This window comes from Treponema sp. OMZ 840 (genome assembly GCF_050937815.1).
Classification (GTDB): domain Bacteria; phylum Spirochaetota; class Spirochaetia; order Treponematales; family Treponemataceae; genus Treponema_C.
The window spans coordinates 1-22,638 of the sequence record NZ_JACDIJ010000020.1 but is presented as its reverse complement, the minus strand read 5'-3'; the positions used below and the strand labels follow the sequence as shown (position 1 = coordinate 22,638).

The following is a 22,638-nucleotide window of genomic DNA, read 5'->3' as shown; positions in this document are numbered from 1 at the left end:
AATTCGGCTTTGTCAAGTACCCTGTGCCCTTTTTGTGCGGAAAAGATAACAGATGTGCCGGTATTACCGTGCATAAAGCCCCTCGTAAAAAGTTAATATAAAGCACAGCACAGATGTACGTAAGCGGATTATCCGCAATGTTTCAAATCCCGCCATGGACGGCGGAAAGGCCGATTATCCGCGATGTTTTGCAACGCAAAACTCGCCGCATAAAACCGAGCAGGAAGCACGGTTTTATGCCATGTTCCCGTCCGGTTCACCGTTTTCCATACGCTTTCCGACCCGTACACGGATGTACGGAAAAGCTTTAGGTAATGAGTTTTGCGAAGCAAAACTTAAGTTAAAAAGGGAACAGGACGTTCCCTTTTTAAACATTATATCCGATTTCTTCTAAAAAAACAAACTTTTTGGGGAAGTTTTTAATAATTGGCAATTAGACAAAGGCGATTTCATGTTTTTCGGCTATTAACATATTGATTCTTATAAAGCCTCAATTTCTTCTTTGTTTAAGCCCGATATTGTGCAAATATCGCTAATCGGGTAATTCATACCTTTCATCAACTTTGCCGTTTCAAGTTTGGTTTGGTATGAGCCGTCGGCAAAGGCGATCTCACGTTCTTCGGCCCTTTGTACCGCTATGTCTGTATCGTAGTCGTATTCTGCTATTAACATGTTGATTACCTCCCGTGATTTTCTCATTAGGTATTCTTGTAAGATTCCCTTTTCTATGCATATTTTTACCGCATTGGTAAATCCGTTTTCACTGTCAAGCTGCGTTTGTTTTCGTACTTCCTCAACAAATAAACTGTAGTCCTCCAGTGTTTTACATCGGCTTAGTACTTCCGCTCCCTTATTCTTGTTTATGTTAAATACCTTTACCGAAAGCTCCAAAGGCAGACAGTCGGGTTTTACTATAAAGGCATCGGAGAGTTTCAGAATCGTACTTTCAGGATAATCATCCGTACCGTTGTAGAAAACATAAAATTCGGGTGTGGGTATTTTTGACAGCTTTCTTAGATACCTGTCGGTCGGAGCTTGAATTTTTTCATACAGCCTTGCTATGTATTCTAAAAACCGTAAAGGCATGTTCTCGTTTATGGTGGATTGATGTTCTGCAAGTACTATAATTTTATTGTCCACAAGGCAGGAAACATCATTGATTATGTTCATATACATTACGTTATCAAGCCTTATGTTTTCTACAGGACAAGAAAGCTGTAGATTCGTTCCGTGCAAGGCGTTATAGAGCGATAAAAAGTTTTCTTTCGCCTTTTCGTCTTCGCTGAAAAGGTCGACAAAGACAGAATCTTTGTACTTTCTGTTTGCAGTACTCATAACTTGCCCTTCTGTTCCGCTCACTATTTCACATAGCTTTTACAACCCGTACACGGATGTACGGAAAAGCTTTAGGTAACAAGTTTTGCGAAGCAAAACTTAAGTTAAAAAGAAAACAGGATGTTTTCTTTTTAAACATTGTAACACAAAATTCCTAAAAAAACAAACTTTTTGGGAACGTTTTTTTAATGTGTTTTGAAAAAAGAAAAGCGTATGCTGTGGTACAAACGGAATTACAAAACGGTTTCTCTTTGCTCGCTATTCATAGCTTCCCTTAAAATAGCATTTATGCGGCTTTGATATCCTTTTCCGTAAGACTTAAGCCATAAAATGACGTCGGCATCAAGTCTTATTGATAAGGGTTTTTTAACGGGCCGATACATGTGCATAAAATCGGCTTCCGTTAATTCCGGAATATCGGAAGTATCTACAGGTTTATTGTTCAGAGCTTGCAGCGCTTCAATTTTTTCTTTTGTCAAATTATGCTTCGCTTCCGTAATACTCATTGATTTTATCATAATACAGCCTCTGTTCGGTTTTTGTTGCACGCCGCGCCGATATAATTCGTGTTTTGCCTTTTCTATCGGTATATGCAACGGCAACAAGTAATATACCGTAAATAGAACCGAGCGCTAAAAAGCGGTCTTCATCGTTCGAATGCTTTGAATCGTATTTTTCAAGCAGATACGGATCTTCAAAAATTAAAATAGCATCTTCGAAAGCAATTCCGTGCTTTTTTTCATTGCTTTTATTTTTGGTAATATCCCATTCAAAGCAATTTCTATGCATACATTATTGTATATACGGAAAAGTGTTCTGTCAAGATATAAAAAATAAGCCTTATATACACTCAAGTGCGGTTTCAAACATCGGCTCGAGGGCGCTCATGCGCTTTGCCTTGGTTAAACCCTTGCCGGTTACGCAGGAAAAGCGGGAATTATCAATTTTTTACCAACTTCCAATGCGCCGATTCTTGGCGGAGGCGGATAAAGTTTTTGTATATACCCTCTTCTTGTATCAATTCCGTGTGGGTGCCTTGTTGGACGATGCAGCCATTGTCAAGGACAATGATGTTGTCTGCATTGCGGACGGTTTTAAGGCGGTGGGCAATCATTATGACGGTTTTGTCCTTTGTCAACTCTTCAATCGCCTTTTGCAGGGACGCTTCGTTTTCAGGATCGATGTTTGCGGTCGCCTCGTCAAAAATGATAACGGGTGCGTTTTTCAAAAGAGCGCGGGCAATGGAAAGACGCTGTTTTTCTCCGCCGGATAAGGACGCTCCTCCTTCGCCTATAATGGTGTCATAGCCGGCTGGCAGGGCTTCGATAAATTCATGGCAACCCGCTTTTTTTGCCGCTTCGATAACTTCTTCGCGGCCGGCTTCGGGTTTTCCGAACTTGATGTTGTTTTCGATTGTGTCCTCAAAAAGATAGACATTTTGAAACACCATGCTGATTTGCTCCATAAGCGTTTCCAAACCGTACTCTTTTATGTTCTTGCCGCCGATTAAAATGCGCCCCCTTTCTATATCCCAAAAACGGGCGATAAGATTACACATCGTCGTCTTGCCCGAACCATTCGGACCGACAATGGCGGTCATCGTTTTTTCGGGAAAGCTTACACAAATGTCTTTAAGAATCTGCCGCTCGCCATACGCAAAATCGACATGCTCAAAACGTATATCGTGAGTTTCGGGAGCCGGTGCCGTGCCTGAGTTTTCCATTTGCGGCATACTGTCCGTTTTGTTTGCTTCGTCTATGGAGCTTGACACCACGCGGAGTATCGAAAGCGCACTGCCTGCCGATTCGATTTGAGCAAAGACCATAAACGAAACGATGATGAGCATAAGGGCGTCGATAAGTTCCATTGAGCGATTAAAATAAAACAAAAGCGAACAGAATATCATCGCCAAGCCGGAAAGACGCAGCACCAATCCTTGTAGAATAGTGTACGGCGTAAAGGCACGCTCGATGTTCAGATTTGCATTGCACGAATGTTCAAGGGCGGAGCGTACTTTTTTATCTCCGCGTCCCGTTACGTTAAACGCCTTTACAATGTGCATTCCCTGAAGCTGTTCCAGCACCGCCTCAACAAGACGGGTTTGCGCTTCCTGCCGTTTGGGCGCAAGGGTGCGCGACTTTTTTTCCATAAGCGAGGTGATGAATAAATAGATGAGCGTTCCGAGTACGACAATCAATCCCGTTCTCCATTCAAAAATGAGGATTGCCGCCGTAAACACTGTTGCATTAAGAAAGCCGCTTAACATATTTACAAGCACCATCGGGGCTGTCGTTTCAACCTCGTCTAAAACGGTGGTGGTAATTCCCGTAATGCTGCCGATGGTGTTTTGCGTAAAATATCCCATCGGTACGGTTTTAAGTTTATTGCCGATTGAAGAACGCTTGTCCGCAACCATAAAATAGCCTGCGTGTGTTTGCTGAAGCTGTGCAAAATAATTGACGAGGGTTCTTCCGGCAATGCTCAAAACCAAAAAAATAAGAGCGGTGTACACTACCGAGCCGTCATATCCTTTTCCCGCCTGCGCGTGAACCGAACCGCGTATGACAAAATACAAGGCTGAAATTTGAAACATATTGAACACGGCAAACACAAAGCCTAAGGCAATCGACTTATTCAAATTCCCTTTTTCTTTTCCGGCAAACTGCCATATCTTTTTTAAAGCATCTAACATATTTACTCCTTTGCTCCGAGGTGTGCGTGCCACATGGACTGATACGCCGCATTGTTTTGCAAAAGTTCTTCGTGTCTGCCCTGCGCCGCAACGGTGCCGTCTTCGATAAGAAAAATAGAATCCGATTCGGTTATGGTCGAAAGGCGGTGCGCAATAACGATGACGGTTTTATCCTGCGTTAATTGTGAAAGCGACTTTTGAAGGGAGGCTTCGTTTTCAGGGTCGATGTAAGCGGTCGCCTCGTCCAAGATAATAACGGGTGCGTTTTTTAAAAGAGCACGGGCAATGGCAATGCGCTGGCGTTCCCCGCCCGAAATATGCGTGCCGCCGCTTCCCGCTAGCGTGTCATAGCCCTTTTCAAGTTTGAGAATTGCTTCATGGCAGCCTGCGCGTTTTGCCGCTTCAATCACTTCTTCATCGGAGGCGTGCACATTTCCTATCCTAATATTTTCGAGAACGGTATCGTTGAATAAAAAGTTGTCCTGCGACACAAAGGCAACCGAATCGTAAAGCTGCGTAAGCGGGATGTCCCGTATCTCGTGAGCGCCGACGGTGATACTGCCTTTCGGAATGTCCCAATAACCTGCAATCAATTTTGCAATGGTTGATTTGCCGCTTCCCGACGCTCCGACAAAGGCGTTAAGGCTGTGCTCTTTTATTTCCATAGTTACATCGTGAATAATTTCGCAGTCGTCGTGATAGCCGAACGAAACGTTTTTAAGCTGAATGTTCATTGCGCCGAACTTGACGGGTTCCGTTTTGTGGATTTGTTCTTCTCCGCGTAAGATGAGGTCGATACGGCTTGCTGTCGTTCCGACCTTTGCAAGGGTGTCCGCAAAGTTGATTGCTTCCAAAAGCGGGCCTGCAATACCTGCCGAAAGAATGATTGACATGATAAAGGTTTCTATCGGCAAGCTGCCGTTCGTGTACAAAAGCCAGCCTAGTGGTAATACGGTGATAAAGGTTGTCGGAGCGATTACCTTTGAAAGTGAAACGGGCAGCTGACAGCTTTTCATCCAGTTGTAGCAATAGGCGGCATTGGCAAAAACCCTGTCCGAAAACTTTGCATAAGAAGCCGCCCCCTGATTAAAGGTTTTAATAACTTCAATGCCGCCGATGTATTCGACGATTGCCGAGTTCATTTTGCTGTTTGTTTTTACAAAGCCCGCATATTGTGCAGCATAGGTTTTCATCACAAAGCCTAAAAACAGCATTCCCGCCGGAATCGACACCAGAGCGATGAGAGCCATACGCCAATCCAAAACGCAGAGGTAGATAAAAATACACAAGGGGCCTAAAAGGTTTGAAGTCATTTCGGGCAAAAGATGAGCGAGCGGGCGTTCCATTGTTTCCACCTGATCCACAATGATTTGTTTTAACTCGCCGCTTGAACGGTCGATTACGGTTCCGAGCGGCATACGGGGCAGCTTACACAGGATTTTTCCTCGCACGTCTTTTAGAATGCTGAAAGTTGCGCGGTGCGACACCGAAAGAGCCGCCGCATAAAACGATGAGCGGATAATGCAGCCTGCCGCGGCAATACCGAGTAAAAGCGCATAATGCTCAATGCCGCTTATGCCTTGCAGCAACTTGATGATGATTTTTCCCGCCGCCCAATACGGCACCATTCCGCCAAGCACTGCAATAACCGCCAAAAACACCGAGCTGTACAGCATCGGCTTTTTTTCTCCCGAAAGCTCAAGCAGTCTTAAAAGCGGCTGTTCTTTTTTCTTATCCATTTTTACCTCCGATTAGCTGACTTGATAGCGCCAAACGCTAATGCTATTAGCTAACAATGTTATCTAAAATAAGAAAAAAGTCAAGAGGGGATGTAGTTAGGCATTGCTTTAATACAACGCAAGATTCCGTTTGAAATTGTTCAAGATGATTCTTTTTACTCGGAAAAAAATATAGGGCATCTCTAAAAACCTTGTTTGATTTTTAGAGATGCCCGACGAGTTTTTAACAAGTCTTTATTTGATAATGGCTTATTAAAAACATCGCAAATTAAATCTAAGGTAAACCTCTAAAAAGCTGAAGTTTTTAGAGGTTCCCTATAAAAGCTTTGGAACATTCTAAAGCTCAAATGGAAAACGGCCGGCATTCAATTCGTGAACTTATTGAGGCATAACAGTGCATAAAGATTTTTCCTGCAAAAATCATTATAATGATAAATAATCTTTGTATTAGTTCCGTCAGAAGGGGTAATAGGGTTATGAATATACAAAAATATTGGGAGGCGGTTTTACGGCAGCAACCGGATAAAATTAAACCGTTTTTTCACAAAGAAGCATATATAAACTGGCATAACACCAATGAAAGATTTACCGTTGATGAATTCATTAAAGCAAATTGTGAATATCCCGGAGACTGGGACGGTATGATAGAAAAGGTTGTTGAAAAAGATGATTTGATAATTACCGTTGTCCGTGTATTTTCGCAGGATAAAACGGCTTTTTTTCATGTAACATCATTTATGAAAATAAAGGCCGGTAAAATTATTTCACTTGATGAATATTGGGGCGATGACGGCAAAGCTCCGCAATGGCGTCTTGATATGCATATAGGAAAATCAATTGAATAAAAAGGAAAGCTTCGCTGCAAAAACAATACACAGAGCTTTATTTTTCTCCATCCCCCGGCCCAAAAACCTTCTTCCAGCCGGCGGAAAAAAATTCGGCGAGGGTTTTCATTGACTGTAAGGCGGCTTTTTTTGAAAAGTTGTGCAGCACGGTTTCAAATATGCAGGAAAAATAGGCGTGGGTAAGCATGTGCAATTCTTTTTCCGGAAGGCGGCGGACGGTAACGCCTTTTTTTTCTAAAATCTCATACGTTTTATAGGTATCTTTAATTTCACGCTTTACCATCCAATCGGTAAAATCGGCATATTTTGTACCCGAGGCGCAACAGAGAACCAGTTTAAAAGCTTCAAGATTATCAAAAATATAAGAGACAAAATCTTCAAGGGCCTGTGCCGATACCTTCCACACGTCTTCAATGCCGCCTTCTTCAAGCACTCCGAAGCACAGTTTTTCGGAAGCGGAATACTGCTCCTGCAAGCCCTGAACGGCAGGTTCCACCAATGCGGAAAAAAGGTCTGCCTTATCCTTAAAGTGCCGGTAAAAGCCGCCTGTGGTAACGCCTGAAAGTCTGCATATTTCCCGCAAATTGGCGCGCTCAAAACCTTCCTTTAGAAAAAGTTCTTTTCCCTTGTTGAGAATCGTTTCGTGTGTTTGTGCGTATGTTCCCGTGTTCATATTTTCCGCCTTTTTGGTAACCCTGTTATCAGTATAATAAAAACGGCGGGATTGTCAATGACCGGCTGCGGCTGCAAGAACGGCCGCAGCCGGTTGTGGAGAATTACTGTTTACACGTTTTATTGTTTCTATCACAGTTTTTACTTTATTTTGTAAATTACCCGTTTGTTATACCGTATCAACTTATCTCGGCGAGTGCGCTTTGTAATCGTTGTGCACTTGCTTCCAACGCCGATTGTTCGTCTTCCGGTAAAATTGTTTCAAGAATCCGTTCTGCTCCGGCACGTCCGACTACACAGGGTACGCTTAAGCATACGTCGTGTAACCCGAATTCGCCGTCCAGGGGCATTGAAACCGAAAGAATGCTCCGTTCGTTTCGCAATATTGCACCCGCGATTCGGGTAAGTGCCAAGCCGACTGCATAGTATGTTGCACCCTTGTAATCGATAATATGATAAGCTGAGTGCCGGACTTCGTCCACTATCTTATTCTTATCGAACTTAAATCCTGCGCGGCATTTTCCGCAAGCACAATATTCATCAATACGCCTGCCTGCAACGGTGGTCATCGACCATGCCGCAAACTCGCTGTCGCCGTGCTCACCCAGAATGTAACCGTGAATATTCCGTGCGTCTACTCCGCATTCCCTACTCAAAGCATACCTGAAACGTGCAGTATCCAGCACTGTTCCCGAACCGATTACCCTGCCGCGTTCCCATCCGCATGCGGTACTCGCAACTTTTGTCAAAATATCGACAGGATTACTTACGATAACAATAATACCTTTACAGCCGCTTGCAGCAATCTCTTTTGCAATTGTTTCAATAATCACAATATTTCTTTTTAATAAATCGATTCTTGTTTCACCCGATTGTTGTTTTGCACCGGCAGTTATAACAACGATATCGCTGTCGGCATAATCGGCCTGACTGCCGGTATGAATATCCGTTTGAGGCAAAAAAGGCAGTCCCTGTACAAGATCAAGGGCTTGACCCTCGGCAAAATTTTTATTCATATCGGTAATGGCGATTTCATCGGCAAGACCGCTTTGGGCAAGGGCATACGCAAAGGTAGAGCCTACCGCACCTGCACCCACTATAGTTACTTTTCGTTTTTTTCCGTCCATAATATTGCTAACCTCCGATAAAGCTGTTTAAATCGGTCCGGCATTGCGCCGTCCGACATTGTTAGTTTAAACATACTTTATTATTCCGGTTTCGGCAATAAAAAAAAGCCGGCCGCCTAAACGCATAGCGCTTTTCGGCGGTTCCGGCCTTTTGTGTATCGGGCTGTCCGAAAACTTAGGATTTCGGACAGTTCCAAAGTTTTACATTTTTTGCAAATTGGCTTCCAAAATATCAAGCTGTTCGCTCAATTCTTTGGGCAAGTGGTTTTTGAATTTCGGGTAATGGTTTGCGCGAATGTCGGCAATTTCTTTTTTCCAGCCTTCCTTATCCACCGAAGTGATTTCTTTCATCGCCTCGGGGCAGATATCCAAGCCGTTGATATTGATTGCACCGTCTTTGGGCATGTAGCCGATTGCGGTATCGATGTAGTTGTCTTTACCGTCGCAGCGGTCGAACACCCATGCCAAAACGCGGCTGTTTTCGCCGTAACCGGGCCAAATAAAGTGATCGTTTGCGTCTTTGCGGAACCAGTTGACATAGAAAATCTTGGGAAGCTTGTCTTCGGTCGATTTTTTACCCATGTTGATCCAGTGCTGGAAGTAATCGCCCATGTTGTATCCGCAGAAGGGGAGCATCGCGAACGGATCGCGGCGGACTTGACCTACCTGATCGGAAATAACGGCGGCGGTAACTTCGGAGCCTACGATGGAACCGAGGAATACACCGTGGTTCCAATCGCGTGCCTGGTGAACCAAGGGAATGGTCGAGGGGCGCCGGCCGCCGAATAAAAATGCGGAAATCGGTACGCCTTTGGGGTCTTCCCATTCGCTTGCAATACAGGGGCACTGTTTTGCGGGAGCCGTAAAGCGCGCGTTCGGGTGAGCGAATTCTTCGCCCTTGGGACTTTTGTCTTTGGGTAAGGCGTCGCGGGTGTTTCCCTTCCAGTCAACAAGCTTGCCCGTTGCGGGGTAGCCGATTTGCTCCCACCATACATCGCCGTCTTCGGTAAGGGCGCAGTTGGTGAATATGCTGTTTTCCTTGCAGGATTCCATAGCGTTTTTGTTCGAGTCGTCGGAAGTACCCGGCGCAACACCGAAAAATCCCGCTTCGGGGTTGATTGCGTACAGGCGGCCGTCTTCGCCGAATTTCATCCATGCGATATCGTCTCCGACCGTTTCAACCTTCCAGCCGGGAATGGTCGGAATAAGCATGGCGAGGTTTGTTTTACCGCAGGCCGAGGGGAAGGCTCCGGTAACGTATTTAACCTTGCCTTCGGGGTTTGTAAGCTTGAGGATAAGCATGTGCTCGGCAAGCCAGCCTTCGTCGCGTCCCAAAACCGAAGCGATACGCAGGGCAAAACATTTTTTACCTAAGAGTGCGTTTCCGCCGTAACCCGAACCGTATGACCAGATAAGGCGTTCTTCGGGGAAGTGGGAAATGTATTTGTGTTCCATATCCGCGCAGGGCCAAATGCCGTTGTCGCTTTCGCCGGCAGCAAGGGGTTTTCCTACCGAGTGCAGACAGGGAATAAATTCTCCGGTTTCGTTTATCAGTTTAAGAACATCGGTTCCCACGCGGGTCATAATGTCCATATTGCATACAACGTAGGCCGAGTCGGTTAATTCAATACCGTTTTTAGCGATGTTCGATCCGACCGGTCCCATAGAAAAGGGAATGATGTACATGGTGCGGCCCTTCATACAGCCCTTGTACAAGCCGGACATGGTTGCCTTTAATTCATTCGGATCAATCCAGTGATTGGTGGGGCCTGCAGCGTCTTCGGTTTTGCTGGCAATATAGGTACGGGCTTCCACGCGGGCAACGTCCGAGGGAAGGGAGCGGAATAAAAAGCTGTTGGGTTTCTTTTTCAGGGAAATAGCCAGGCCGGAGTCAACCATTTCCTTCATTAAGCGGTCGTATTCTTCTTTGGAACCGTCGCACACATATACTTCGTCCGGCTGGCAGATATTAATACATTCATCTACCCAAGCCCGTGCTTTCGGGTTTTTAATCTCGTCTAATTTCATATAAACTCCTTCGTCCGGCGTTGGCGCGCATTGCATATCGATTAAAACATACGCCGTATCGGTAAAACTATACTGTATTTTTGGGAACGTTACAAGAGGGGTGGAGTTTTATACGCTGACCGAAAAAAGAGCACCTGTTTGATTTACGGGGGCGCCGCCCAAAGCGTAAGGGTTCGATTTTGCCGTGTTAACGATGTTTTGAATACGGTTTTGATAGGTTTCTATCAAAGCATCTATTTGCGCATCGCTTAACTGTGCCGTATCCGTATGCACTTCAACTGCTTTTTTTATGCTGGTTAAGCGCTCGATAAGCGTGTTTAAAATACTTATTTTACTTATGTTGACGCCGCGTTGTCCGTCTGCGGCCGCTACGCCGGCAACGTGTTTAAATTGAGTATAACCGACCAATGAGGGTGCTACCGGAACGTGAAGTTTTCCGGCTGCCGCACTTGAAATTCGGGATAAGGCGGCCGCATTGTAGCGGGTTTGAGCTATACCGTGTAAATTACCGAGAGCCGAAAGCATTAATCCTCCCTTATTTACATTATCGGATAAAATAAAAATCGATTAAGTAAATTTTATACCGAATTTAAAATACGGGGGATGTGACAATCAATATGAACGCCGTTTCCAATCGGCTGTAAGCTGTTGGATCGTTTTTTCCGGTTCCGGATTGTTTGTATTTGTTCCGGAAAGAAGATAGGGAACAATAATATTTGTTTTTATTTGTTTCCAGTTTGCGGGTAAAATGTTGGGTGTAGAAAGATATTCTGCGGCGGGAAGGTTGCCCAGCAGGGCAGGATAAAAAATCGGAAAAATACGCTCGTTTACCGTCCGTATTGACGAAAACCCGCCTGAAATGCCGAAAGTATTCGTATATAAATTCAAATCGGATCTCCATTCGAGCATATTTTTTTGGTTTTCCGTATTCATAAACCAAACAATAAAAAGTTCGGCTGCCGCCAAGTTTTTCGAATGTTTATACATTCCCATCGAAATCATATCGTCTTCTATGGGAATTTTATTGTCTTTTTGAATCCAGCGGAAATCAACTCCATGCAGTTTTTCAGGGGCGGTACTGAATAAAGTGCTGCTGTTTATATAAGCGAACAAACAGTGTTTTTCGGTTATCCATTTTATATGAGGGTTGTATAAGTATTTAAATTGATAGTCGTCTTCGGCTGCCGTAGAGGTGTTAACCGTTTCCGTCCAAGACCGCAAATAAGCAACGGTTTTATCCAATGCAACTTGGTTCCAGATAAAGGTATCGTCTTGGCCGGCCGCTTCCGAAAAATCCGCACCGTTGAGCTTTGCCGTTTGATACAAAAACTCCGGCGTCCAGCGCGGGGCAAATCCCATAAAGGTGTAAATACCCTTGCCGTTCTTTTTATTTAACAGGGCGCCCGCTTCCCGTATTTGGTCGGGGTTGAGCATATAGTTGTCGGGAATCAAATCCGTATAATCGGTTGAAAAAATAAGTGCGCTTAAATTAAAGCTGACGGGCAAAAGATATTGTTTGTTATTTACATTTCCGAGTTTTAAAAGCTGAGGATAAAAAATTGAGCGTTTTAAAAGCTGATCGTCGAACAGATAATCCAAGGGCATAAAGTTGCCGCGTATGCTTTTATTTTTAAGCCACGGCCCGACAATGATATCCGGAAGTTCTTCGTCTTTTGCGGGCGGAAAGGCTTCAACGGGATTTTCTTTATACACAACCAGCACCTTTACTTTTTCGCTGGTTGCGTTAAATAATTCGGCATAGGTGATAAACTCGCTTTGGTTTGTCCATAAAATCACGGGCTGCTCATAGGCCGCTTTGCAGGATACAAAGCTGACGGCAGCGCTTATACAGCAAAGCAAAAAACTTAAAAAAGCGCACAAAGCCGGCCATGCGTTTTTTTGTTTATTCATTTGCCAAGTCCTCAGCTGCCTTATATATTGCTTTATAGATAGTGTCGATGGAATCCTCGTCGATGCTTGAAAAAGCGATACGTAATGTTTCGTTGTCTATGGCAATCGTTCCGATTCCGTAGGAGGACAAAAGTTTGCGGCGTAAAATTTCGGCGCTGACCGTTTTACAGCGCAAACTCATAAAATAACCGGAGTTAAAAGGAAGCGGTTCAAGTATGGGATGTCCTTCTTTTGCATCGACAAAAGAGCGAACTTTTCGGTAACGTCTTTCAAGCATATCCCGCAGTGCTTTTTTTTCGTTTTTTAAGTCGGGATTTTCAAGGGCTTTTATCATAATGGACTGAGAAGGAGTTGAAGCGCACGAAACGGAAGAGCGGATAATGCCCATTACTTTTTTCGATAAAGCCGTATAATGTTCTTCGGTTAAACCTTTGCCGGCAAAGGTTAAAAATCCGGTACGGAAGCCCCAAATATAATCTTCTTTTGTCGGACCGTCTATTTTTACGGCAACTACGCGCTCATGAATATCCGCTAAAAAAGCGAACAAAGATTCGTTTTCGATTTCCGGCTCATAATTAAGGCCGAAATATGCATCGTCGCACCATACCATAACGGAGGCCCCTTTTTGAGCCGCGTTGTATATAATTGAACAAATCTCGCGCGCTTCGGTTTTAGTGGGCGAATAGCCCGACGGATTTTGCGGAAAATTAAGCAGCACGCGTATTTTCCCCATTTTGCTTTCTTCGTTCATAACCGCACGGAATGCGTCAAGATTAAAGCCTTTACCGGAAAACATGGGAAATTGTAAAAACTGCGCATTTCGCCGTGCCTTTATAATAAGAGCATAATTGTCCCATGAGGGATCTCCGGCTAAAAGAACGTCGTTTTCCGATATAAAAAGATCGCATAAATATGAAATACCGGCGGTTAAGCCGGGAACGACTATCGGTAACGAAAAATTTTTTCCGGCCAGCGAGGGATTTTTTTCCGTAAGTTTTTGTTTCCACATTTCGCGCAGTTTCGGATTACCGGCGGTCGGTGCATAGGCAACGGCTTCGGGACCCGTTAAAAAAGGCAAGTGTTTTTGTATTGAAGGCAAGGTTACCGGCGAACCGTCCATACATGCCATTCCGATAGTAGCATTAGCAGTACGGCCGGATTCTTTTGCTTCGGCGCTTTGGGCGATAATCCCCTTTGGAAAAAACATTCGCCGTCCCAAATCGGAAAGCAGGGGACCCAGCGCCGTATTGTCCAGTACGGTATTTAATTCTTGTGCTAATGCGTGTATCATGATATGGTATAATAAGCAACGCAGGCGACTGTGTCAATGCGAACTGTAGTTTTAAGGAAAAAAATATGCTTGATAAAACAACGAATAAACCTGCCGAAGATTTTGAATATTGCCGCACAGTGATTGAAAAGTGCCGGAGCGAAGCTGCAAAGCGGATTATCGGACAAACACAGGTTATAGACGGAATTCTTACGGCTTTAATAGCGGACGGTCATATTTTGCTTGAAGGTGTTCCCGGTTTGGCAAAAACGCTTGCAGTAAAAACCTTTGCCGATATGTCCGGTTTTGCTTTTAAGCGTATTCAATTTACCCCCGATCTTTTGCCTGCCGATATAACCGGAACCCTTATTTACGAACAGGCGGCGAGCCGTTTTTCGGTGCGCAAAGGCCCCGTGTTTACAAATTTACTTTTAGCGGATGAAATTAACCGCTCGCCGGCAAAGGTGCAGTCCGCTTTATTGGAAGCGATGGGCGAGTATCAGGTTACGATAGGGGAAGAAAGTTTTGAACTGCCCAAACCTTTTTTTGTTATGGCTACGCAAAACCCCATAGATCAGGAAGGAACATATAATTTGCCCGAAGCCGAACTTGACCGGTTTTTGCTTAAGATTTTACTGACATATCCGTCAGGTGAAGAAGAACAGCGTATTATAAAAGGCGGCGGCCGTATCGAAACGATTCCCGTAAACCGGGTGTTTGATGCGCAAAAACTTGATTTTTGCCGTTCTTTGCTTGAAGCGGTTACCTGTACGGATGATATTTTGCGTTATATAGTATCAATCGTTCATGTAACCCGCCCCGATAAAGATAAAAAAAGCGCGGGCGTACATAATGCTGCCGGATTTACCGGTACTTCAAACCTAAACCGCAGCAGAACGGATATCCTTAAATATCTGGCTTTCGGGGCTTCTCCGCGTGCAAGCATCGCTTTAAGCCGCTGTGCAAAGGTGCGCGCGCTTTTTGCCGGCCGCTCTTTTGTACTGCCGGAAGATGTAAAGGCCGCCGCCCCCGAAGTTTTACGTCATCGTTTGATTTTATCGTATGAAGCGGCTGCCGACAATGTAAGCGCCGATGAGCTTATTGAAAAAATTCTTTCGCTAATGCCGGTACCGTAAGATGAAGCAAAAAAGCGTACTTTTGCCGGATGCCGGAATACTTGCAGAAAAAGCGTCCCTTTTGCGTTTGCGCGCACGAACCCTGTCCGACAGCTTGCGAGCGGGTTCTTCGCGCTCTTTTTATAAGGGCCGCGGCATCGATTTTTCCGGCGTGCGCGAATACTTATGGGGTGACGACATACGCAGTATAGATTGGAATGTTACGGCGCGCATGGGAAAGCCCTTTGTAAAACTGTTTGAAGAAGAACGCGAGCTTATTGTTTTTTTAGTTGTGGATATGTCTTCTTCCATGAACAGCGGAAGCAAAAGACGCTCCCGCTTAACGACCGCCGCCGAAACGGCCGCCCTGCTTATACTGTCGTCCGTTCATAATGCAAGCCCGATAGGAGCCGTGTTTTTTGACGGAGAAATCTTTTTTTCTTCCGCACCGAAAAATAAAAAAGATCATGCAATGCTTTTGTTTTCAAAGTTGAATTTGCCGCCTCCGAAAAATAAAAGCGGAACTGCCTTACCCCAAGCTTTACGCGGAGCCGCAAAGCTTTTAAAAAACCGTTCTTTGGTTATTATCATATCCGATTTTCGATGCGGAGGTTATGAAGAAGAACTTGCCTTGTTGGCACAAAAACACGAAGTGGTCGGCATATGCATTACCGATCCGAGTGAAGAAGCCCTTCCTCCGTGCGGCAGTTTATTGTTTTCCGATACGGAAAGCGGCATACGGATGATACTGCCGACTTCTTCCGAGCATTTTAAAAGAGAATGGAAGGATTTTCATAAACGGCATGCGGAACGCCGGCAAATGATGTTGTTGCGCCGAGGCGTGTCCTATATGCATATTTCTACCGAAGAAGACCCCTTGTATGCTTTGGTGCGGTTTTTTTCATCGAGGGAAAATTGATTTATGCGGAGGATCAAAAGCCGCTCGGCATTTTATTTTTTTGTTTTTTTTACTTTTTTTTCTTTTGCGGAAATCAATCAAGCGTCCGTAATACCCAAAGAAGTATATGTAGGCGACGAAGCCGAAATACGGTTTGAGTTTTCGTTTGTACAAAATTTATTCGGCAAAAATACAAAAGAAAACCTCATCGAATCGAAAACGGTATCTGCAAATCTTTTTTCGCTGCCTGAAAATGCCGAGCTTAAACGAATCTTTTTTTCCGAAGATTATACCATACAAAAAATGCGCCTTTCCGGCAGCGGCACTTCATATGTGTTATCGATTTTTTTTGTTCCGTGGAAAAACGGTGAAATCGATATAAGTGCTTTTGATTTGGCTTCCGTTCTTGCAATTTCCGTAAGACCGCTGGTAATAGACATTCCTCCGGTATATATTCAATCCATTATCGAAAAAACCGGCGAAAAAAAATTGCGCCCCGTTCATGGGCCGATTATTATACCCGGAACAACCTATATTATATTTGCCGTTTGTGCCGCCGCAATTTTATGTGCTGCGGTATTGACGGCCGTATTGATTCGCTTTCCCCGTATACGCGGTTTTTTAACCGCTTTTTTTGAGCGTATGTTTTCTTCCGGCAGTTTCCGCAGCATATGCCGGGAATTGCTGCTTTTGGAAAAAAAAGCTGCTGATTTACAAGCCGCAGTTTTTTGCACTCGGCTTTCGTTGCTTATACGGACATATCTTGAAAACCGCTTTGCCTATCCTTTTACCGCAAAAACGAGTGCCGAATTGGTTCCCGCTTTTTCCGAATTTTTTGCGTACAGTGCATCGACTCAGTCATATGAATATATACAGAATTTGTATGAAGTATGCATACGCTGCGATTATATTCGTTTTTCGGAAAAGGCGCGGAGTTCGGCCGGAGATAAAGATCCGGATAGAACGGATTTTCCCGTTCGGGAAAGAATTGAAATTGTCAACAAGGTTCGATCGGCTTTATTATATTTTGAACAGCCCGAAGAACCGAGCGTACGGGAGACGATATGAGCGGCTTTGAAAATCCTCATGCATTTTTTTTATTGGCCGCCGTTCCGTTGTATTTTGTTTTGCGGAAATTCGGCTTTGTGTTCGAACCGGTGTTTTTTATTCCCCTGGCAGACTGGAAAGGCCAAGCTTTCGAGTGGAAAAGTCCGCTTGCGTCGGTGTTTCGCTATATATCGAAGATTTTATTTATTGCAGGCTATGCCGCTTTAATTACAGCTCTTGCCGAACCGGTACTTTTGGAACAGGAAAAACGCTTTGTTTCGCGCGGTGCCGAAATTATATTTGTCGTCGATACGAGTCCTTCTATGGCGGCGATGGATATAGGAGGTAATTCGCGTTTAAAGGCGGCAAAACAGGCAATTTCGCTTTTAGTACAGGAAAATAAGGGGGCTTCGTACGGACTTGTCGCCTGTGCTTCACAAGCCGCCCTTTTAGTTCCTCCTACATTGGATCAAAAAACATTTTTTACCCGTCTTGAAGCGATGGAACCGGGCGAACTCGGCGACGGATCGGCATTGGGTGTCGGTATAAGTACTGGAGTGTACCATCTTGTTTCTTCTTCCGCACCGGCAAAAATCATCGTATTGTTGACCGACGGCGAAAACAATGCCGGTCCGGTTCATCCGAATACGGCGGCGGCTTTGGCAAAAGACAAGGGTATTAAATTGTATGCGGCGGGTATCGGCACAAAGGGTTCTGTTCCCATTGAATATACGGATCCGGAAAGCGGAAAAGTTTATTCGGGATATTTGGATTCCGATTTTAACGATTTTTCTTTGCGTTCCCTTGCATTTGCCGGAGGCGGTAATTATTATTCGGTTGAATCCTTGGCTTCTTTGTCCGCAGCTCTTCAAAACATCAGCTTAAAGAATGCGGTGCAGCAATCTTATGTTGTAAAACAAAAAAAGGAATCTTTTTATCGGCATTGTACGATTTTTGCGCTTATATGTTTTTGTGTTGCGTGGATACTGCACCGTTTGTATCTTAAGGAGTTGTAATGCTTTTTGAACGTCCCGAAGCTTTTTTTCTTTTGACGGCAATCCCCCCCGCTTTCATATATGCTCTTGTACACATAAAAAAACTTGTGCACATTACTGCATTTACAAACGGCGGCCAAATACAAATATTTAAATTACGCCTAAAAGCCGTATTGTGGGCGCTCGCATGGCTTTGTGCCGTCATCGCTTTAGCCGGCCCGGCATGGGGAATGAAACCCGTTCCCGTCGAACGAAGCGGCAATGCCGTTTGTTTTGTGTTTGACATTTCGTACAGTATGACGGCCGAGGATGCGGATGAAAAAAAAACCGTTTCGCGCTTGGATGTTTCCAAACAACTTGCCGTTAAGCTTTTACAAAACTTAAAAGGTACTTCCGCAGGCGTTGTACTGGCAAAAGGAAACGGGGTTTTGGCATTGCCGCTTACCGAAGATTATAATGCGCTGACAAATCTTATAGAAAATCTTTCTCCGGCAATGCTTTCCGCGCCGGGTTCAAGCATTGCATCGGGCTTGGAGCGGGCATTGGAAGTTTTTCCGCCTCAATCGGCACGCAATTCGTTTATCGTTGTTTTTACCGACGGCGATGAAACCGAAGGCAGTATAGCCCGTTCGGTTTTGCGGGCTTCAAACTTCGGCGTGCAGGTTTTTTTTGTCGGAACGGGTTCGGAAAGGGAAATCGAAATATTTGCCGGCGACGGGAAAACGCGGGTAAAAACCGCTTTACGTAAAGCAAAATTGGAAAAAGCCGCCGAGAACGATTCTGTCTATTATATACCGGCTTCCGATGCACATGCTGCCGATTTTATATTGCACCGTATAGAACCTTTTTCTGCTTATTTTTCCGCCGCAGCGAAAGCCGGAACCGGATATGAAATGCAAAAAATAAAACATCATCCGGTGTTTTTATTGTTAAGCATTGTTTTTTTTATTGCGGGTTTTGCCGCAGTACGAGTGCATATTTTTAAAAAAATACCCCTTGTATATTTTTGTTTGCTTTTATTGCTGACAAGCTGTTCGGCGTGGAAAAAAGAGGGAGGCGCGGTACTTCTCGGTTCATATCGTTGGTCGCGTCAGGATTATCAAAAAGCTACCGCCGCTTTTTTGACGGCAGCCGAGCGGGCGGAACATACGCAAAACGTCGAACTGCGCCAGTACGCTTTGTACGGACTCGGTTCGTCTTATCTTATGCAGGATGAAAATGCCGCTGCCCTTGCAAAATTCGAAGAGATTGTTCCGGATGCTCCGCATACTGTGTTGTATGCGCTTTGGTATAATAAGGGCATTATTGCATATCGTGCAGGAGATTTTTCATCGGCGGCCGATTGCTTTAAAAATGCCCTGCGTATTGACGGCTCAAAACTTGATGCGAAAATAAACTTTGAATTATGCCTTCAGCAAAAAAATTTAAAAACAAAGCCTGCTGTTCGCGAACTTATTCCTGCGGAAACTCAAAGCGCCCCGCCCGGTGCGGAAGATGCGGTATTTTCACTTATTAGGGAGAACGATGATAAAAGATGGAAAAGCACATATATGGAATCAAGCCAAAGCGATATCCCCGATTTTTAAAAAAAGAACGCAGTTTTTTTCGGCTTGCCGCCGTTTTTACGCTGCTTATCGTTTTTGCCGTTTTTAGGGTTACGGCGGAAAATGTGCCGTATAGCGGCCTTCGGTTTGCGTTAAGCGAACCGGTTTCTTTTGTACAAACGGAAACCGATTATTCTTTTTTTCTTGAGATTCCCCATGCTCTTCCGTCCGATACGGACGTGTTTTTCGAGCCGCTTCCTGCGTATTTGCGTTTTATCGGTTTTGAAAAAAAAGCCTTGAATCAGGGCAGCGCCTTACATCAGGGGAAAAACTTAAACAAAGGCGGTACCCGGCTTGTATATACCCTGCGTTTTCTTAAAGCCGGAAACATTCGGTTACCTGATCTGAAAATCCGTATAAAAGGTGTTTTTTATACGGCTTCCTTTCCCGCATTGACTGTTAAAGAAAACATAAATCTTATCGTTCCCGAATTTTTCTTTGAAGCGGATACAACCGCCTATGCCGGCCGCAAAACGCAGCTTTTTCTTATGGGGCGTTTTTTTTCCCGTATTGAAGATATAAGCTGGGATTTGCCCGAAACGGGCTTGATGGAAAAAACATCCGCTTCGCCCGATTTGCCCATAGAACGTAAAGCCGGCAATTTCGATGCCGCCGCCGATATCTCCTCCGATGCGGTGAAAATAGCCGAGTTTACATACACCCCTTTTTTTGAGGGAAAAAAAACATTGCCGAAAATAGAAGTACGCACGCAAACGTTCGGCGGCAGAACTATAACCGTAAGGGTACGAGATTTTGAACTGTATGTTCAGCCGCAAAAGTCCTCTGATAAAGTGCAGGCGCGTGCACGGGTTGTGCCGCAAAATCCGGAGCGCACAAAAACCACGCCGCTTCCTGAAGCACAAACGAAAACGCACAATGCGCTTTATACCGATTCAAATATGCTGCCGGCGGATTTTGCATTGCGCTTGGCGCAGCTGCGTGTTCAAGAGCGCAGGTCTCCGGTGTTTTGGTTATTTAAAAAAGAACGAAAAATGCTTGAACGTTCCGCCGGCTTACAAAATGCCGATGAACCTTCTCTTTTATGGACACTTGTTTTCGGACTTTTGTTTTTTATAGTATCCGTTTTTTTAATTTTTGCTTATTTTAAAAACAATGGCCGGCCCCGCCGATTCGGTAAAGCTGCGGTTTTATGTATTGTTGTACAATGCGTTTGTGTTTTTGTTGTAATTCGAAACCTTCCGAAATTAACCGAATCGGCCGTAATTTCCGAGCGGACGTTGCTGCGCAGCATTCCGGAAACCGATGCGAACGGGGCTATGAGTTTAGCTGCCGGTATGCGTTTGCGGGTATTGCGTTCAAGCGGTATATGGTATTTGGTGTCCGCTTCCGAAGGACACAGCGGCTGGATATTAAAAGAAGAATGTATTATTATAAAATGATATACTGAAAGGCGGTACCCGGATGGATTTTGCGGATATACTTGAAGAATGGGAACGAAAAACGAGTATGCCCTATCGGCACGAAAAGCACAGGGACGATAAAAAAATACGGGCTGTAATTGATTCAAAAAAAAATACTGCCGAAACCGGCGGTGCCGCTCAACGTTTGCAGGCTTCGCAAAGAAGTCCGCAAGATTCGCAGCGCCGTGTAAATCCGATGGACTTTTGGATGCGCCGCTACGGCGTTTTTGACAAAGATGCCGAATACGAGCGCAGCGAGCAAAGGCGTAAACTTTTGAGCGCCGCACAAATAAAAAAACTTCCCTCGGATGCCGAGCTTGACTTACACGGTCTTACACGGGAAGAAGCGTGGGTGCGTCTTGAATCCTTTATAAACGAATGCTGTAAGCGGGGCTTAAAAAAAGCACTCATAGTACACGGTAAGGGAAACCATTCCGAAGAAGGCCCCGTTTTAAAGGCAATGGTGCGTTCCTTTATAGAACAGGATAAAAGGCTGGGCGCTTCCGGGCATCCTTGCGGAGCGGACGGCGGCAGCGGGGCGACATGGGTTATAATTCGATCGAACCTATTGTAACGTTTGTCCGTTTGGATTATTTTATGTGGTAAGGCTTATGGATGATTTATATACAATATTGGGTGTAAGTAAAAACGCATCGGCAGATGAAATAAAAAAAGCATACCGTGACGCGGCATTTAAGTATCATCCCGACCGTAATCCGGGAAATGCGGCGGCAGAGGATGCATTTAAAAAAATAAGCGCCGCCTATTCTGTTCTCGGCGATGAAGCAAAACGTGCCGAGTATGACCGTTTCGGTTCGGTTGACGACTATGCCCGATCCGCATATGCCAACGGCTTTTACCGCAATCAAAGCGGTTTTCGATACGAAAATGCGGACGGTCAATCTTTTGACGGCGATCCTTTCGGGTTTGATTTTTGGTCGTGGTATGAACGGACCGCATCGGAAAATCAAAACGGCCGGCACACCTTTTACCGATATACGAACGAAGAACCCGATTCTTCTTATACAAAAAAGAATGCGTTTTCCTCACTTATTCGTCATATCATAAGTGCAGGAGCGGGGCTGTTCTTTTTTCGCTATTCATGGATATTATTGCCGTTCGGCCCGATTTTATGCTTGGCGGCTATTATAAACGGTGTCGTCGGTATCGCGCGTTCTATCAGGATACTGTTTTCTCCCGGAACGAAATAGCTATCTTTCTCTAAAGATAATGCGTCCTCGATTCAAGTCGTAGGGCGACAATGCAACTTTTACGTTATCTCCGGGAACAATACGGATATAATGCTTACGCATTTTTCCGGATAAGTGTGCAAGGATAATGTGTTTGTTTTGTAATTCTACACGGAACATTGTGTTCGGCAAAGCCTCTTTTACAATGCCTTCTACTTCAATAGCTTCTTCTTTAGCCACGATTCCTCCAAAATCTTATAAAATCTCTTTTTTGATAAAAAATGCAAAAATGTGTAAAAAAAATTTGCCTTTTTACGAATTCATTCGTATAATTCTATGAGTAAATCTATATGTTGTCAACTATGGGAGTTTTGGAATGGAAAAAGAATTTATCGAAAAAATGAAACAATCGCTTTTGGATTTAAAAACAGAAATTATCAATCAGCTTATGGCCAACAGCAACGATTTTCGTCAAATAGTCGAAAGCATGGAAGCAAAAGATGTTGTAGACATTGCCTCCGATGATATTGACCGTAAAATGCTTGATGCCGTCGGAACAAAGGACATAAATCGCTTACGGCTTATCGATTCGGCACTGACCCGCATTGAACAGGGAAAGTACGGGTTGTGTATGAAGTGCGGTAAAAAAATACCTAAGGAACGGTTAAAAGCCATCCCCTATGCGCTTTTGTGTATAGACTGCAAAACGGCCGACGAAAAACGCCGCCGCAGCGAATAAACGGTAAAAG

Annotated in this window: 23 protein-coding genes; 11 read left to right on the top strand and 12 right to left on the bottom strand. The window is 44.5% G+C overall.

Annotation, left to right across the window (positions count from 1 at the left end; all coding sequences use genetic code 11):
• Nucleotides 1-154 precede the first annotated feature (154 nt).
• The gene (locus H0R92_RS13560) at nucleotides 155-394 is read left to right on the top strand and encodes a hypothetical protein (protein ID WP_432966049.1); all 240 of its coding nucleotides are present in this window, start codon (nucleotides 155-157) and stop codon (nucleotides 392-394) included.
• A gap of 86 nt (nucleotides 395-480) precedes the next feature.
• Here the strand turns inward: H0R92_RS13560 and H0R92_RS13555 are convergent, their stop codons facing one another.
• The 5 genes from H0R92_RS13555 to H0R92_RS13535 all read right to left on the bottom strand — a co-directional run bounded on the left by H0R92_RS13555 (nucleotide 481) and on the right by H0R92_RS13535 (nucleotide 5,766).
• Nucleotides 481-1,335 carry an Rpn family recombination-promoting nuclease/putative transposase gene (locus tag H0R92_RS13555; RefSeq protein ID WP_432966046.1) on the bottom strand — a complete coding sequence of 285 codons (855 nt, stop codon included), beginning with the start codon at nucleotides 1,333-1,335 and terminating at the stop codon, nucleotides 481-483.
• Between the two features lie 233 nt (nucleotides 1,336-1,568).
• A complete protein-coding gene (locus tag H0R92_RS13550) occupies nucleotides 1,569-1,841 on the bottom strand; it encodes a BrnA antitoxin family protein (RefSeq protein WP_432966043.1) in 273 nt (90 codons plus the stop codon).
• Nucleotides 1,816-2,124 (bottom strand): BrnT family toxin, encoded by a 309-nt coding sequence (locus H0R92_RS13545; protein WP_432966040.1) that lies wholly within the window; start codon nucleotides 2,122-2,124, stop codon nucleotides 1,816-1,818. Before H0R92_RS13545 ends, H0R92_RS13550 begins: the two co-directional genes overlap by 26 nt.
• 151 nt (nucleotides 2,125-2,275) lie before the next feature.
• Nucleotides 2,276-4,027 carry an ABC transporter ATP-binding protein gene (locus H0R92_RS13540; protein ID WP_432966037.1) on the bottom strand — a complete coding sequence of 584 codons (1,752 nt, stop codon included), beginning with the start codon at nucleotides 4,025-4,027 and terminating at the stop codon, nucleotides 2,276-2,278.
• Between the two features lie 2 nt (nucleotides 4,028-4,029).
• The gene (locus H0R92_RS13535) at nucleotides 4,030-5,766 is read right to left on the bottom strand and encodes an ABC transporter ATP-binding protein (RefSeq protein ID WP_432966033.1); all 1,737 of its coding nucleotides are present in this window, start codon (nucleotides 5,764-5,766) and stop codon (nucleotides 4,030-4,032) included.
• Nucleotides 5,767-6,242: 476 nt separating this feature from the next.
• Here H0R92_RS13535 and H0R92_RS13530 point away from each other — a divergent pair, with 476 nt between their 5' ends.
• Complete coding sequence (locus H0R92_RS13530; RefSeq protein WP_432966030.1) at nucleotides 6,243-6,611, top strand: nuclear transport factor 2 family protein; 369 nt, start codon at nucleotides 6,243-6,245, stop codon at nucleotides 6,609-6,611.
• Nucleotides 6,612-6,648: 37 nt separating this feature from the next.
• On the opposite strand, the gene H0R92_RS13525 is transcribed toward H0R92_RS13530, so the two are convergent.
• The 6 genes from H0R92_RS13525 to H0R92_RS13500 all read right to left on the bottom strand — a co-directional run bounded on the left by H0R92_RS13525 (nucleotide 6,649) and on the right by H0R92_RS13500 (nucleotide 13,640).
• Complete coding sequence (locus tag H0R92_RS13525; protein ID WP_432966027.1) at nucleotides 6,649-7,284, bottom strand: TetR/AcrR family transcriptional regulator; 636 nt, start codon at nucleotides 7,282-7,284, stop codon at nucleotides 6,649-6,651.
• 178 nt (nucleotides 7,285-7,462) lie between these two features.
• A complete protein-coding gene (locus H0R92_RS13520; protein ID WP_432966024.1) occupies nucleotides 7,463-8,410 on the bottom strand; it encodes an L-lactate dehydrogenase in 948 nt (315 codons plus the stop codon).
• A 201-nt stretch (nucleotides 8,411-8,611) separates the two neighbouring features.
• A complete protein-coding gene (locus tag H0R92_RS13515; RefSeq protein ID WP_432966021.1) occupies nucleotides 8,612-10,438 on the bottom strand; it encodes a phosphoenolpyruvate carboxykinase (GTP) in 1,827 nt (608 codons plus the stop codon).
• Nucleotides 10,439-10,546: 108 nt separating this feature from the next.
• On the bottom strand, nucleotides 10,547-10,963 hold the full coding sequence (locus tag H0R92_RS13510; RefSeq protein WP_432966018.1) for a hypothetical protein: 417 nt from the start codon (nucleotides 10,961-10,963) through the stop codon (nucleotides 10,547-10,549).
• Between the two features lie 87 nt (nucleotides 10,964-11,050).
• Complete coding sequence (locus H0R92_RS13505) at nucleotides 11,051-12,349, bottom strand: hypothetical protein (RefSeq protein ID WP_432966015.1); 1,299 nt, start codon at nucleotides 12,347-12,349, stop codon at nucleotides 11,051-11,053.
• On the bottom strand, nucleotides 12,342-13,640 hold the full coding sequence (locus tag H0R92_RS13500; RefSeq protein ID WP_432966012.1) for an aminotransferase class I/II-fold pyridoxal phosphate-dependent enzyme: 1,299 nt from the start codon (nucleotides 13,638-13,640) through the stop codon (nucleotides 12,342-12,344). The genes H0R92_RS13505 and H0R92_RS13500 overlap by 8 nt, the downstream gene beginning before the upstream one ends.
• Nucleotides 13,641-13,705: 65 nt before the next feature.
• Here H0R92_RS13500 and H0R92_RS13495 point away from each other — a divergent pair, with 65 nt between their 5' ends.
• Genes H0R92_RS13495 through H0R92_RS13460 form a run of 8 tightly spaced genes read left to right on the top strand, consistent with a single transcriptional unit; the run spans nucleotide 13,706 to nucleotide 21,910 of the window.
• Complete coding sequence (locus H0R92_RS13495; protein WP_432966009.1) at nucleotides 13,706-14,755, top strand: AAA family ATPase; 1,050 nt, start codon at nucleotides 13,706-13,708, stop codon at nucleotides 14,753-14,755.
• A gap of 1 nt (nucleotide 14,756) precedes the next feature.
• Entirely contained in the window at nucleotides 14,757-15,653 is an 897-nt protein-coding gene (locus H0R92_RS13490) for a DUF58 domain-containing protein (RefSeq protein ID WP_432966006.1), read from the top strand.
• A 3-nt stretch (nucleotides 15,654-15,656) separates the two neighbouring features.
• Nucleotides 15,657-16,700 (top strand): hypothetical protein, encoded by a 1,044-nt coding sequence (locus tag H0R92_RS13485; RefSeq protein ID WP_432966003.1) that lies wholly within the window; start codon nucleotides 15,657-15,659, stop codon nucleotides 16,698-16,700.
• Nucleotides 16,697-17,695, top strand: coding sequence for a VWA domain-containing protein (locus H0R92_RS13480; protein ID WP_432966000.1), 999 nt, complete (start codon nucleotides 16,697-16,699; stop codon nucleotides 17,693-17,695). The genes H0R92_RS13485 and H0R92_RS13480 overlap by 4 nt, the downstream gene beginning before the upstream one ends.
• Nucleotides 17,695-19,260, top strand: a complete 1,566-nt coding sequence (locus H0R92_RS13475; protein ID WP_432965997.1) for a VWA domain-containing protein — start codon at nucleotides 17,695-17,697, stop codon at nucleotides 19,258-19,260. The genes H0R92_RS13480 and H0R92_RS13475 overlap by 1 nt, the downstream gene beginning before the upstream one ends.
• A complete protein-coding gene (locus H0R92_RS13470; protein WP_432965994.1) occupies nucleotides 19,209-20,678 on the top strand; it encodes a hypothetical protein in 1,470 nt (489 codons plus the stop codon). The genes H0R92_RS13475 and H0R92_RS13470 overlap by 52 nt, the downstream gene beginning before the upstream one ends.
• Before the next feature lie 22 nt (nucleotides 20,679-20,700).
• On the top strand, nucleotides 20,701-21,273 hold the full coding sequence (locus H0R92_RS13465; protein WP_432965991.1) for a Smr/MutS family protein: 573 nt from the start codon (nucleotides 20,701-20,703) through the stop codon (nucleotides 21,271-21,273).
• 37 nt (nucleotides 21,274-21,310) lie between these two features.
• Nucleotides 21,311-21,910 (top strand): DnaJ domain-containing protein, encoded by a 600-nt coding sequence (locus H0R92_RS13460; RefSeq protein WP_432965988.1) that lies wholly within the window; start codon nucleotides 21,311-21,313, stop codon nucleotides 21,908-21,910.
• On the opposite strand, the gene infA is transcribed toward H0R92_RS13460, so the two are convergent.
• Nucleotides 21,911-22,132: a translation initiation factor IF-1 gene (gene infA, locus H0R92_RS13455; RefSeq protein WP_432966052.1), complete on the bottom strand. Its 222-nt coding sequence runs from the start codon at nucleotides 22,130-22,132 to the stop codon at nucleotides 21,911-21,913.
• Between the two features lie 133 nt (nucleotides 22,133-22,265).
• Here infA and H0R92_RS13450 point away from each other — a divergent pair, with 133 nt between their 5' ends.
• Nucleotides 22,266-22,628 carry a TraR/DksA family transcriptional regulator gene (locus tag H0R92_RS13450; RefSeq protein WP_432965985.1) on the top strand — a complete coding sequence of 121 codons (363 nt, stop codon included), beginning with the start codon at nucleotides 22,266-22,268 and terminating at the stop codon, nucleotides 22,626-22,628.
• Nucleotides 22,629-22,638: the final 10 nt, after the last annotated feature.